Source organism: Listeria farberi, from assembly GCF_014229295.1.
GTDB lineage: Bacteria > Bacillota > Bacilli > Lactobacillales > Listeriaceae > Listeria > Listeria farberi.
Map to the genome: position 1 here is coordinate 310,625 of NZ_JAARZL010000001.1, position 13,547 is coordinate 324,171.

The 13,547-nt window shown below is 35.9% G+C and carries 11 protein-coding genes, 1 pseudogene and 1 CRISPR repeat array; of the genes and pseudogenes, 10 read left to right on the forward strand and 2 right to left on the reverse strand.

Features of this window, described 5'->3' with window-relative positions; translation table 11 throughout:
- Positions 1-4 precede the first annotated feature (4 nt).
- The 6 genes and pseudogenes from cas8a1 to cas2 all read left to right on the forward strand — a co-directional run bounded on the left by cas8a1 (position 5) and on the right by cas2 (position 6,135).
- Complete coding sequence (gene cas8a1 / locus HCB38_RS01540; protein WP_185637343.1) at positions 5-1,693, forward strand: type I-B CRISPR-associated protein Cas8b1/Cst1; 1,689 nt, start codon at positions 5-7, stop codon at positions 1,691-1,693.
- Entirely contained in the window at positions 1,683-2,552 is an 870-nt protein-coding gene (gene cas7i / locus HCB38_RS01545; protein ID WP_185637345.1) for a type I-B CRISPR-associated protein Cas7/Cst2/DevR, read from the forward strand. Before cas8a1 ends, cas7i begins: the two co-directional genes overlap by 11 nt.
- Positions 2,530-3,306, forward strand: coding sequence for a type I-B CRISPR-associated protein Cas5b (gene cas5b / locus HCB38_RS01550; RefSeq protein WP_185637347.1), 777 nt, complete (start codon positions 2,530-2,532; stop codon positions 3,304-3,306). Before cas7i ends, cas5b begins: the two co-directional genes overlap by 23 nt.
- Before the next feature lie 64 nt (positions 3,307-3,370).
- Complete coding sequence (gene cas3 / locus HCB38_RS01555) at positions 3,371-5,554, forward strand: CRISPR-associated helicase Cas3' (protein WP_185637348.1); 2,184 nt, start codon at positions 3,371-3,373, stop codon at positions 5,552-5,554.
- 19 nt (positions 5,555-5,573) lie between these two features.
- Positions 5,574-5,852 (forward strand): annotated as a pseudogene (gene cas1 / locus HCB38_RS01560) (CRISPR-associated endonuclease Cas1); the annotation flags it as partial.
- Between the two features lie 4 nt (positions 5,853-5,856).
- Positions 5,857-6,135 (forward strand): CRISPR-associated endonuclease Cas2, encoded by a 279-nt coding sequence (gene cas2, locus HCB38_RS01565; RefSeq protein WP_185637350.1) that lies wholly within the window; start codon positions 5,857-5,859, stop codon positions 6,133-6,135.
- Between the two features lie 197 nt (positions 6,136-6,332).
- Positions 6,333-7,523: a CRISPR direct-repeat array (repeat unit 29 nt; unit sequence GTTTTAACTACTTATTATGAAATGTAAAT).
- Positions 7,524-7,595: 72 nt separating this feature from the next.
- Here cas2 and HCB38_RS01570 read toward each other — a convergent pair.
- Entirely contained in the window at positions 7,596-7,964 is a 369-nt protein-coding gene (locus HCB38_RS01570; RefSeq protein WP_185318028.1) for a DUF1304 domain-containing protein, read from the reverse strand.
- Between the two features lie 146 nt (positions 7,965-8,110).
- Here HCB38_RS01570 and HCB38_RS01575 point away from each other — a divergent pair, with 146 nt between their 5' ends.
- Both HCB38_RS01575 and HCB38_RS01580 read left to right on the forward strand, forming a co-directional pair.
- On the forward strand, positions 8,111-9,526 hold the full coding sequence (locus HCB38_RS01575) for a DHA2 family efflux MFS transporter permease subunit (protein ID WP_185435785.1): 1,416 nt from the start codon (positions 8,111-8,113) through the stop codon (positions 9,524-9,526).
- 130 nt (positions 9,527-9,656) lie between these two features.
- Positions 9,657-10,661, forward strand: a complete 1,005-nt coding sequence (locus tag HCB38_RS01580) for an ROK family transcriptional regulator (RefSeq protein WP_185608105.1) — start codon at positions 9,657-9,659, stop codon at positions 10,659-10,661.
- A 31-nt stretch (positions 10,662-10,692) separates the two neighbouring features.
- On the opposite strand, the gene HCB38_RS01585 is transcribed toward HCB38_RS01580, so the two are convergent.
- Entirely contained in the window at positions 10,693-12,009 is a 1,317-nt protein-coding gene (locus tag HCB38_RS01585; RefSeq protein WP_185318030.1) for a 6-phospho-beta-glucosidase, read from the reverse strand.
- A 202-nt stretch (positions 12,010-12,211) separates the two neighbouring features.
- On the opposite strand from HCB38_RS01585, the gene HCB38_RS01590 reads away from it, so the two are divergent.
- Entirely contained in the window at positions 12,212-12,964 is a 753-nt protein-coding gene (locus HCB38_RS01590; protein WP_185318031.1) for a MurR/RpiR family transcriptional regulator, read from the forward strand.
- A 105-nt stretch (positions 12,965-13,069) separates the two neighbouring features.
- Positions 13,070-13,513, forward strand: a complete 444-nt coding sequence (locus HCB38_RS01595) for a DUF2798 domain-containing protein (RefSeq protein ID WP_185318032.1) — start codon at positions 13,070-13,072, stop codon at positions 13,511-13,513.
- Positions 13,514-13,547: the final 34 nt, after the last annotated feature.

Sequence of the window (13,547 nt, forward strand, 5' to 3'; positions counted from 1 at the left end):
AAGAATGAAGACGGAAATAGAAGTACAGGCAAATGATTGGCTAATAAATGCTGGATTAGTAGGATTTCTAAATATCGTAGGTAAGGAAAATGTGAGAATTCACGGACAATCGATTTATTTTACAGCTGATTTGTTAGAAGACTTTGAAACTAAATATTTTAATTTCTTTATTCAAGAATATAAAGAAACATTAGCTTGGTCTAAAATCGTTTCTTATAAAAAGACAATGGAATGTTTTAAAGCTGATGAATTTGCTTCTTTTGATAAAAATGCGTTGGATAATTTAAACAAATATGTGAAAGATATAGTGAAGTTTTACTTAAAAAAAGCTAATTATATCAAAGTGTTTTCGTTAATTGATCCCGATGTTGATGTAAATAAATGGCTAGAGAATATAAATACAATTAATTTAACTAAAAAGCAAAAATGGGAAGATGTGAAGTTAGATATAATTGAACAGGTGAAACAAATTTATACTCAGCTAGATCTGATTATTGATTTTTGTGCAAGTGAAAAAGGACTTCAATATCTAGGCGCAAAAAACCTGATATATTCTGTTATAAATAAAGGATGGTCCGGTGTTTCTTTCCTTTTTAAACAAACAAAATTTATTGATCCTTATTTAGATTACAAAACAACCTTTGTAGATCCAGTTTTAGATTATTTAGATACTGATTTGTCTAAAGCGAAATACAATTGTTTCAATTGTAATCAACCAATCAAGAATTTGAAATTAGATCTCAGTTTTATGAACGATGTTGGATTTGATACTGCAAGAAAAACGGCTCACGTATGGGATTTTAACAATGATGTTGCGACTTGCCCGATTTGTCGTTTGATTTATTCATGTGTTCCAGCTGGATTTACGTATGTGTACGGAGAAGGTATGTTTGTCAACGATTCATATGGCGTAGAGGAGTTATATCGTGTTAATGAACGTATGCGGAATTCTATCCTGCGCTTTAACAAAGATGGAATTAATTCAACTAATACTTACCGAGCGCTTGTGGAGTCTATTACGATGGAGCATGAAAATAATCGTCGCTATGAACTTGCAGACATTCAGTTAGTTAGATACGAAAATGAGCACTATCGTTTTAATTTACTTTCTAAAAAAATGTTGCATATTGTAAATGATTCAAAGGGAATATTGAAAGGTTTAATTCGTTGTGGCTACAAAGAAGGTAATTTGAATGTTAATTTGTACAAAGAAGTTCTTCAGCATTTAATGAACAATGAAAATTTATTTACGCTTATTCATAAATTAATCTACTATAAGCAAACTAGTGTAAATGGGTTGTATTACAATATGGGACACGTTTCAGGGATTTTAGATATAAATACAAAATTTTTGAAGGAGATGGAAGTGATGACAAATATTTCTCAAAATCAATTATGGTTCGTTCAAAATTGTGGAAAGGAATTTAAGGAAGGCTATGTCAAGAAGAAGTCAGAAAATAAAATTTCGGGAATAACATACAAATTATTAAATTCATTAAAGGTCAATGATAAAGATGGATTTATGGATGCTTTATTGAATAGTTATTCCTATTTAGCTATGCCCATTCCAGATGTATTCATAAAAATGTTTTCGAATGATGAAGCTTTTAAATCAGTTGGTTATGCATTTATGCTTGGAGTAGGTGGAGAGAAAACTAAAAAAGAAGACGGGGGAAACACAGATGAAAAATAAAGGACTAGCAATGACAATTATTTTCCAAGCAGAAAGTGCCAACTACGGGGAGTCTCTTGGTAATATTTCTTCACTTAAAAAGATTTCTAGAAATAACGGTGACCAATATACATATATTTCTCGCCAAGCAATTCGCTACAACTTGATGGATCAAATTGGAGAGAAAGAAGCTCCAGTAAAGGCTGAAGGTGGCGGTGATAAGAAAGTTATTCAATTCCTAAGTGAAGCGACTATTACAGATTTCCCAGAACTTGATTTCTTTGGTTACCTTAAAACAGAGAAAGGAAGCGGTGGACAAAAGCGTTCTGCAAAAGTCCGTTTATCTAATGCCATTTCGCTTGAAACGTTTAAAGGTGATTTGGATTTTCTGACGAATAAAGGTCAAGCCGATAAATTAAATGAAAACATGAATATCGCACAAGCTGAAATTCATAAATCTTATTATCGTTATACAATGACGATTGATTTAGATCAAATTGGTATCGATGGGGAAATTGCACTTGATAATAAAGAAAAAGCTCGTCGTGTGAAAAAATTGATGGACACAGTAGCATTTTTGTACCGTGACATTCGCGGGCGCCGAGAAGATTTAAAACCTCTTTTCATTATAGGTGGAGTTTATGATGTGAAAAATCCTGTTTTCCAAAATGTTGTAGATGTAGCAGATAACAATATTGTTATTAAAAATATTAAAAATTTACTTACGTATGAAGATATCAAAGAAAATACGAGAGTGGGTATTATTGACGGGCAATTTGCTAATTCTGATGAAGTGAAAGCCGAGCTAAAAGCAGAATCTGTGCCGGCATTCTTTAACGATATTAAAGGAAAGATTGATGCTTATTATGAAAGCAATTAGAGTAAAACTTTGGCAAGACTTAGTGAATTTTAAGAAACCAACTAGTTTTCAATTAAAAGAAACGTATCCTTTACCACCTTATTCAACTGTAATCGGGATGGTCCATACGCTTTGTGGTTTTACGAGCTATCATGAAATGAAAATTAGTATTCAAGGGAAGTACTTTTCGAAGGTGAACGATTTAGCGACGAGGTATGAGTTTAAAAATGGGATGAATTACGATGCCACTCGTCATCAAATCAAAGTAGGTGATTATGGTGTGAGTCGTGGTATATCGACGGTAGAGCTTCTTGTGGATTTAGAACTACTGCTTCACATCATTCCGGAAGTCTCATCACTCGTACCAATCATCGAAAAAGCATTTAGAGAGCCTATTGAGTTCCCATCGCTAGGTCGTCGCGAGGATATTGCGACTATTCAAGAGGTAGATGTTGTGGACGTGGAGAAACGGCAACCGGATGAAAGTTCGGAGATTTCAAATGGTTACAGTGCTTATATACCTATTTCACTTACTGAAAATGATATGGTTAATTTTAAATCACAAGAAGATTCAGTTGGGCGTGATAAACATTTAGGTACGAGATATTTGTTAACTGAAAAATATGAACGAGTTGATCATGGAACGAAAAAAGCACCTAAATTCTTCCGAAAATGGAGTAAAAAAGATGTTATTTACTCAAGTCAAATTTTTGTATCAGAAGATGATGACTTCTACATGGACAACGATGATTATTTAGTTTTTATTGAGGATTAATGATAGATGCCCCTGGAAAAACAATTTCTAGGGGTTCTTAGTATAATTATAAGGGAGACTTTTGATGAAAAAATACTTAGCTAAATCCGATCCAGCAGAGACCATTCAAGAACATACAGATAAGTTGCTTTTAAACTATCAACTAATAAAAGAACTTTATCCTAAAATAGGAGTGGATTGGTATTTGCTAGAGTTAGTGTGTTTACTACATGATTTAGGTAAAATGAACGTACTTTTTCAAAGGAAAATGATATACGGGGGAAGCCCATCCGGTGAAATCCGGCATGGCTTTTTATCTGTAGCTTTTGTTCCAGTCAAAAAATTAAAAGCACTGGGCTATAGTAAAAAGGATATTAAACTAGTTTATACTGCCATTGCTCTCCACCACGAAAGGAAGAGAAGAACGGATGTTGAACAGTGGAAATTAGAAGTTCAAAAATTAGGGGAACAATGGAATAATTTTTCTTATGAAAAATTGCAAGATAATGCTGAGTATAAAGAAACAATCTCATTAGATTATTTCTACCCAGGATCCAGAATTTTCGAAGGTAACTCCGTAGCTGATGCAGAAACATTCAAAAAATATGTTCTACTAAAAGGCCTGCTCAATCGAATTGACTTTGCAGCGAGTGGGGGAATTGATGTAGAACTTGAGAATGACTTTTTGATGGATTCGATGGAAGTGCAACTAGCTCATTTTAAAGCAGAAAATCCAGAAGCTGATTGGAACGATTTGCAAAAATATATGATGCAACACCAAAATGAAAATATTGTCGTTATTGCTGAAACTGGCATGGGGAAAACGGAGGCAGGGCTGCTTTGGCTTGGGAATAATAAAGGTTTTTTCACTCTTCCACTGCGTACGGCAATCAATGCAATTTATGAGCGAATCACAAAAAATATTGTTACGACCAATCAAGCGGAGCGAGCGGGTTTACTTCATTCGGAAACTTATAGTCAGTATTTGCTGCATGAAGGAAATGCGGAGATGGATATTGATGAATACTATACGCGGACGAGGCAAATGTCTTTACCTATAACTATTTGCACGCTCGATCAATTGTTTGATTTTGTCTTTCGTTATGCAGGTTTTGAGCATAAATTAGCTACTCTATCTTATTCCAAAGTGATTATTGATGAAATCCAGATGTACTCACCGGACTTACTTGCTTATTTGATTTTAGGATTATCTTATATTGATAAATTTGGTGGGAAGTTCTGCATTATGACGGCGACTTTACCGGGAATAGTGACAGATTTACTTTTAGAAAACGGTGTGAATTTTGTCCAACCAGAAGAGAAATTTGTATCATCGCGAATTCGCCACAGCATGGAGATGGTTCATACGGAGGTTGAAAGTGAATTTATTAAACCATTTTTTAACAATAATCGAATTTTAGTTATTTGTAACACTATTAGTAAAGCAAAAAAAATCTATTCGGAGTTAAAAGAGTATTTCCAAAGCGAAGAAATTCATCTCATTCATAGTCAATTTATTAAAAGAGATCGTTCGGCTAAAGAGGACGCGATTTTTAAAGATGGGCAAAAAGATAGTACGAAAAAATGTATTTGGGTAGCAACACAAGTCGTAGAGGCTTCATTGGATATTGATTTTGATTTACTTTTCACGGAGCTATCGGATGTGAATGGGCTGTTTCAACGGATGGGCAGATGTTACCGAAACCGAGCGCTGGATGTGGATACGAATGTCTATGTTTTTGATGGTGGAGCGAAAGTTTGCTCAGGAATTGGAACTTTTATCGATAAGTTGATATTTGAAAATTCTAAGACCATTTTGAATGAGCATGCTGGCGTTTTGACAGAAGAGAAGAAAATGGAACTAGTGGAGCGGGTTTATTCAACAGAGGCTTTACGTGGGAGTGAGTTTTATAACGATTTGATAGAAACGATAAACTACGTGAAAGCTTTTGATAGTTATGAATTGGATAAAGCAGATGTTCGTAGGAGATTTAGAAACATTAATTCCGTTTCTGTCATTCCGGAAAAAGTTTGGCAAGATAATGCGGAAGAAATCAATTCTTATTTTGCTATTCTTTGTAAAACTTCTAAAGAAATATCAACAAAAGAGAAAATGATTGCAAGAACCAATTTAGCTGAATTTATGGTGAGTATTCCTGACTATCTTTATAAAAAAGGTGAGAGCGATGTGCATGAAATAAACCGTTATGAGAGTGTTATTAAGTTTAAATGTGATTATTCGAATGAGGTAGGGATTTTTATGAGGTGAGCTCTCTTTAACAGAGACTTTCAAACCGCTAATTGCTGATCGGATTATTTTTAGTTTGTTAAACAAAAATATTATTACCGAAGATGACTTTGAAAAAGAGGCTAACTTTTGCTATATGAAAAAAGCAGCTCGGCAAAAGGTATTACAAGCGTATGATTTGCGTATGAAAGAAACAATTAAACATCGGGATTTAGGAAGAAATGTATCTTATCGGCATTTAATTCGCTTAGAATGTTATAAATTAGTAAAGCATTTGATGAATGATAAAGAATACGAAGCATTTAAAATTTGGTGGTGAAGGTATGTATGTAATTTTAATTTATGATATTTCAATAGAAAACGGTGGGACAAAAGTCTGGAGAAATGTATTTAAGATTTGTAAAAAGTACTTAACTCATGTTCAAAAATCAGTTTTTGAAGGTGAAATAACTCCAGCGCTTTTAGTTAAGTTAAGGATGGAGTTAGATAAGTATATTCGAGATGATAAAGATTCAGTAATTGTTTTTTCTAGTAGACAACAAAGATGGCTAGAAAAAGAATTTTGGGGATTAACGGATGAAAAGACTTCTAATTTCTTTTGATGTTCTCGGTCTGTCGACCTTTAGTAGTGCGAAAAATAGTGGGGTTCGACAGATTTAGGGAAATCATTGGGGGAGAAAGCGTTTGAAGTTTTTAAGCGAAAATCTGAAGGGATAAGTTATGATTTCTACGCAATTTTTAAGAGGTCGACAAAAATAGTGACCTGAGTTATGATGGGAGTAGGCGTAAAATAGAGCGGGTTTTAACTACTTATTATGAAATGTAAATAGTGTCTTATAGTAAGTAATTCTATTAAATGTATAGGGTTTTAACTACTTATTATGAAATGTAAATCTCTTCATTGGTAAGTAATGTTACTAACTCTTCACGTTTTAACTACTTATTATGAAATGTAAATATGAACGCGACGATACACAAACAACTAGTTGATTACCGTTTTAACTACTTATTATGAAATGTAAATATTAAAACACATAAAAACGATAGATTAGAGTATCCTAGTTTTAACTACTTATTATGAAATGTAAATTTAGACGGGACTAACTCCGTCTTCTTAATCGCCGTTTTAACTACTTATTATGAAATGTAAATAAAGTTTTTGCCATCTTAGTACTTACCTCTGTAGCGTTTTAACTACTTATTATGAAATGTAAATGCAGGAGCTAGTCAAGAAGTAACTTACACTTCATCTGTTTTAACTACTTATTATGAAATGTAAATAATTTTGGGAGAAAGTACATTTGGCAGACCTAGAGTTTTAACTACTTATTATGAAATGTAAATGCTAATCATGAAAATGATTATGAGTTTGCTCGAGGTTTTAACTACTTATTATGAAATGTAAATGGAATATAAGGAGTATGGCTATAGTAATATCCCTAAGTTTTAACTACTTATTATGAAATGTAAATAATGGAAAAGACTATAACACAGTCAATGAACTGCTACAGTTTTAACTACTTATTATGAAATGTAAATGAGGGAGGAGTCACTTTTAAAGAAGATCGGTATGTGTTTTAACTACTTATTATGAAATGTAAATATGGAAAATATTGCTGCATACGACAGCTACGGTATTGTTTTAACTACTTATTATGAAATGTAAATAAACCTTGTATTTTAGACTGAATCCAACCACCCATGTTTTAACTACTTATTATGAAATGTAAATTTAGAAATGGTGCTATCTGGTGGTTTTGTTCCTGTTGGTTTTAACTACTTATTATGAAATGTAAATTAGGCTGTCGCTAAATCTTGATGAGTGATATTATTTTGTTTTAACTACTTATTATGAAATGTAAATTTTTTCAAAGTGTAAGCTGTTTTAGAATCCCAGTGTTTTAACTACTCATTATGAAATGTAAATAGTATAAGCACAGCAATTCAGACAGCTATAATCTGTTTTAACTACTTATTATGAAATCATAAAATTCCTTTTAAAATCTAAACCCCAAAAATAAAAAAGGCCAGGACCCAAATCCAAGCCTTTTCCTACACTCCTCTAAACCAACAAAACCACAACCAACGCCAAAACCGCTGGCAAGCCCTGCTTCACCAAAATCCCCTTAGAAGAAGTCGCACCGCCAAACAGCGCCGCCACAACCACACAGCTCAAAAAGAAAATCTGCACAGTTTCCGCAAACCCTGCTCCCGCGAAAAACAATCCCCACACAAGCCCTGCCGCAAGAAAGCCATTATAAAGCCCTTGATTCGCAAACAGCGTCTGTACTTTCTTATTCGCAAGTAGTTCCTTCTCGACACCAAACGTCTTCGATGCGAGTTTGGTATTGGCGAAAAACATTTCTAAAATCATTATATAAATATGCTCGATCATTACGATGAAAGTTAAAATAAATGCTAAAATGGTCATAAAAAATCCCTCTTTTCTACTTCGAAGTATAGCATAGCTTGTAAATTTTTCGTAAAAATAGAGCTTGAAACGTTGACTTATTGGCGAAATCTCCGTAATATCAAACGTAGACTACTTAATTTTTAGTCTGAAAAGGGGGAAATTATATGCAACAAGAAGCAACAGGTGGGCAGAAGATTCGGCCAATACCAATTATTGCCTCATTTTTGATGGCGGGGTTCATTGGGCTATTCAGTGAAACTGCTCTTAACATGGCGCTTAGTGATTTGATTCAGGTGTTTGATATTAGTTCAGCGACAGTGCAGTGGCTTACGACAGGTTATTTGCTAACGCTTGGAATATTAGTACCGATTTCGGGATTACTTTTACAATGGTTTACGACACGAGGTTTATTTTTTACAGCAGTGAGTTTTTCTATTGCAGGTACGCTCATCGCGGCGCTTTCGCCAACGTTTGCGATGTTAATGATTGGACGCGTAGTGCAAGCAGTAGGTACGGCGCTATTACTACCGTTAATGTTTAACACGATTTTACTGATTTTCCCAGAGCATAAACGTGGCTCGGCAATGGGGATGATCGGGCTGGTAATTATGTTTGCACCAGCAGTGGGTCCGACAATCTCAGGACTAATTTTAGAAAACTTGACTTGGAACTGGATTTTCTGGATTTCCTTGCCATTCCTTATTATTGCGTTATTATTCGGAATGAAATTTATGCAAAATGTTTCGGTGGTTACGAAGCCGAAAATTGATATTTTATCGATTATTCTTTCGACGCTAGGTTTTGGTGGAGTTGTATTTGCCTTTAGTAGTGCGGGAGAAAGTGGTTGGGGAAGTGCGACGGTGTTAGTTTCTATCATTGGTGGTGGAATTGCACTTGGACTATTTGTTTGGCGCCAACTAACAATGGAAAAACCTTTGATGGACTTGAAAGTATTTAAATACCCAATGTTCACGTTAGGACTTATTTTAGTATTTATCAGCTTTATGATGATTCTTTCGACGATGATTTTACTACCGCTTTACTTACAAAATAGTTTAGCGCTCGCGGCATTTTCGGCGGGATTAGTATTACTTCCGGGCGGAGTGCTGAATGGTTTAATGTCACCATTTACTGGGCGTTTGTTCGATGCATACGGTCCGCGCGCACTTGTTATCCCAGGATTTATCGTAGCAGTTGTGGCACTATTTTTCTTAACGAGAATAGAAGTTGGAACATCTGCTTTAACCATCATCGTGCTCCATTCGGTGTTAATGATTGGGATTTCGATGGTTATGATGCCGGCACAAACAAACGGATTAAATCAATTGCCACGGAAATTATATCCTGATGGTACGGCGATTATGAACACATTGCAACAAGTTTCCGGTGCGATCGGAACAGCTGTTGCGATTACGATCATGTCTGCTGGACAAAAAGCTTATATGGAAACGGCGCAAGGAATGGGACCGGAGCAAATGGTTGCTTCACTGACAGCGGGAATTCAAAATGCCTTTGTCTTTGGACTGATTATGGCTTGTATTGGTCTGCTGTGTTCGCTATTTATTCGTAAAGCTAAATAATAAAGCGAAGAGAACTTCTCGTAATGAGAGGTTCTTTTTTTGTTTTGACAAATGGGTTCAGAGTGTTAAAATGATAGTAAATATAGTTTATAAAGTTTGTTTAATAAATTTGCGAATGGAGCGGTTGATGATGGCAATTCCTCGTGATTTAAAAGAATTGAATAAGAAAAATATCAAGTCGATTTTACGGCAACAAGGTGCGATGACGAAAGCGGAAATCGCCGAAGTGACTGGGCTTAGTGTAGTTACAGTGAACAAGCTGATTCGCGATTTAGTGGAAAATGAAGAGATTTTAGAACAAGATAATTCGGTTGCGACTGGCGGAAGAAGAGCTGTTTCGTATGAAATTAATCCTAATTTTCAGCAGGTGTTGGTTATTAGTTTGCAAGAGAAGTGGAAGAAAATTACGTATTCTTTTTCGGTCTATAATTTGCTTGGTGAGCCGGAGTTTGTGGAGGATATGTCTGGGGAGGATTTGGACATTACTGCGCTGAAACGGAATACGAAGGATCTTGTTTGCGCTTTTCCGAAGATTTCTTGTGTTGTAATCGGGGTGCCGGGAATTGAGATTGGCGGCAAGTTGCGCGCGATGGACTTTCCGCTACTTTTAAATGTGCATTTGCGGGAAACTTTGGAAGCGGAAGTGAATTTGCCAGTGTTGGTTGAGACGGATACGAATGCGGCAATTTTAGGGTATAAAAATCGGCCTGTTGTAGAGGAGAACATTGTGGGACTTTACTATCCGGAGCGTTTTCCTCCTGGTGCTGGACTTCTGATGAACGGAGAGATTTTGAAAGGACAGAACGGACTGGCTGGCGAGATTAAGCATATGCCGCTTCAGGTGGACTGGGATAATTTTGATTTTTCGGTAGATGAAATTAAAGCGCATATTCGAAAAATGGTGCTCCTCACGATGAGTTTTTATGATCCGGAAACGATTGTGCTCTATACAAATTTTTATTTTGGGCAGAAGGACTTCACCGAGGAGCTGACGGAAGAGTTAAAGCAAGTTTATCCGTATGCGACTTTGCCGGAGATTGTGTTGTCGCGTAAGTTTACGACGGATTACCGGATTGGGCTTTTGGCGTTTGGGATTGATTATTTGGAGAATAATATGACGGATTGGCGGATATAAAAAAAGAGCCCTTTGACAGGCTCTTTTTTACTTATTTAAAGAAATTCGGTAAATACTCTTTATGCGCTTCTAAAAGTTCGTCCAGCATTTCGCGGGCTACAGATTCGCTTGGAGTTAGTGGGTTGATTGTCATTGCAAGGAGTGCTTTGTCGTAATCACCAGTAACTGCTGCTTCGGCTGTTAGGCGCTCGAACGTTTTGATTTCTTGGATGATGCCGTTGATAGCGATTGGAAGGCGTCCGCTTGCTAGTGGAATTGGGCCTTGGCGAGTGATAACACAGTTTGTTTCTACTGCGGAATCAGGATCAATATCAAGGATAGCACCATTGTTACGAGTATTAACGATTTGAATGTCGCGTTTATCGTTATAGATAGAGTTAATTAGGTTACATGCTGCTTCACTGTAGTAAGCGCCGCCGCGTTGTTCTAATTGTTTCGGTTTTTCAGCAAGTTCTTCTTGTTTGTAAAGCTCGAAAAGTTCCGCTTCTACTTTTTTAACAACTTCTGCACGAGTACCATGTTCTGCATATGCGCGAGCTTGGTCTTCCAGTTGTTGTTTTGTTTGCCAGTAGTAGCGCAAGTAGTCGATTGGAATCATATTTAGTGTACGTAAGAACGTTTTGTCCCAACCAGTTGCATTGATATTTTTAAGGCTTGAGCCAGCTTCATCTTCTGTCATTTTGAAAACAACATCTTTTGTTACGTCTTTGCCATTATGATAAACAGTTTTCGCGAATACCATGTGGTTTAGACCAACGAATTCTACATAAATTTCAGAAACGTCTACGCCAAGAGTTTCAGCGATATTACGTTCGATGCCGATAGGGCCATTACATAAGCCGACAACTTTCTTTTGGTTACTGTAACGAAGAACTGCTTCTGTTACCATTCCAGCTGGGTTAGCAAAGTTGATTAACCAAGCATCTGGGCAAAGGCGTTCCATGTCTTTACAAATATCTAAAATAACTGGGATTGTGCGAAGTCCTTTGAACATGCCGCCTGGTCCGTTTGTTTCTTGTCCAACAACGCCATATGAATTCGGGATGCGCTCATCTTTCACACGTGCGTCTAGTAAACCTACACGTAATTGTGTTGTTACGAAATCTGCGCCTTTTAAAGCTTCTTCGCGGTCTAGTGTTAAATGTACTTCCATGTCAACGCCAGCTTTTTCTACCATACGTTTTGCTAAATTACCAACGATTTCTAATTTTTCACGTCCAGCTTCTACGTCTACTAACCATAGTTCACGAACTGGTAATTCGTTTTGACGTTTAATAAATCCTTCGATTAGTTCAGGTGTATAACTTGATCCGCCACCAATAGTTGCGATTTTAATACCTTTAGTCATTATTTATACCTCCAAGGATATTTTTTTGAAAAGGCTTACTTAATTGTTAGTGTCCTTTTCTTCTCACAGTTATAGTATAGGAATTTTATGGAAAAATAGCTAGTATTTGGCTAGGTTTAGGTAAGGATTTTCTAAGTAGGAACTTGTCACATTTGAGTAACGAGGTGTTACATGGTAAAATAAAGCGAAAAGAGGTGAGGAAATGCTTTTTTTGGATAAAAATTTGGAATTAAATGATACGGAATTAGATATTTATAATTATATTGTGGCGAATTTAGATAAGGTTGTTTATATGCGGATTCGCGATTTGGCGACGGAAGTGCACGTGAGTACAACGACAATTCTACGTTTTTGCCGGAAGTTTGGTTGTAATGGTTTTTCGGAGTTTCGCGTGAAGTTGCAGCTTTATTTAGAAGAGCAGAAGTTGGCGCAAATTGATATGGCGGATGAAACAACTTATATTGATTTTCTGAAACGCACGGCGCAACCAGAGTTTAAAGCGCAAATTCAAAACGCAGTAGAAATTCTCCGTGACCGCGAGCTGGTTTTATTTGCAGGGGTGGGTTCATCGGGTGTGATTGCTGAATATGGCGCGATTTATTTTTCGTCGTTATTTACACTAGCACTACATATTGAAGATCCACTTAACCACCCGTTTTACCATTTATCGAGCAAATTATCCGATAAAATCTGTATGATTGCGATTTCGGTGGAAGGGGAAAATGAAGACATTATTCGCTACATTCACCAGTTGAAGGCACAAAATTGTAAAGTGATTTCGATTACGAATAGTGCGAAATCAACTATTGCGAGGCTTTCTGACGCGAATATCGCTTATTATATTAATAAGGAAATGTATCAGGAAGCGAATATCACGTCCCAATTACCAGCACTATATACGATTGAAAATATTGCCCGGGAAATAAGGACACAGCTTGACAAAGAAAAAATGTAAAATACGAGTTTTGCTTGGATTTCCGAGCAAAACTTTTTTTGTAACAAAATTGTCACTTACGAAGAAATTTTTAATTTGCTACGATTGTTCTTTGGAGGTGAAATTATGTACAGTAATAGGAAAGAGAAGATTGTTTTTACACTTATTATGTGTTCTTTAATGATTTTATGCATGAGCTCTTATAATATCTTTCTTGAAAATGGTATTGGTACAGATTCTTTATTAATTATATTAAAAGCGTTTGTTCCGTTTCTTTTTATTGGATTTTTATTAGACTTTTTTGTTGTCGGAAAAATTGCGAATCGTCTGCACGCCCTTTTGGTAAGGGAAGATGCTTCGAAATTTAAAAAGATCATTATGATGCAATTATTAATGGTGACATTTATGTGTGTGCTTATGTCGACACTTAGCCTGATTGTGAACCAAGGCGAATGGAGTCATTTAGGCATTCTTATTTTACGCAATTATTTTGTGGCTTTATTTTTGCAAATTGTTGTCGTGTCACCATTTGTGCGATTAATTAGTCCGCGAATTTTTGCTCTTTTGTAAAAAATGAAAAACGCTTAGTCGAGTTTAAGCCCGA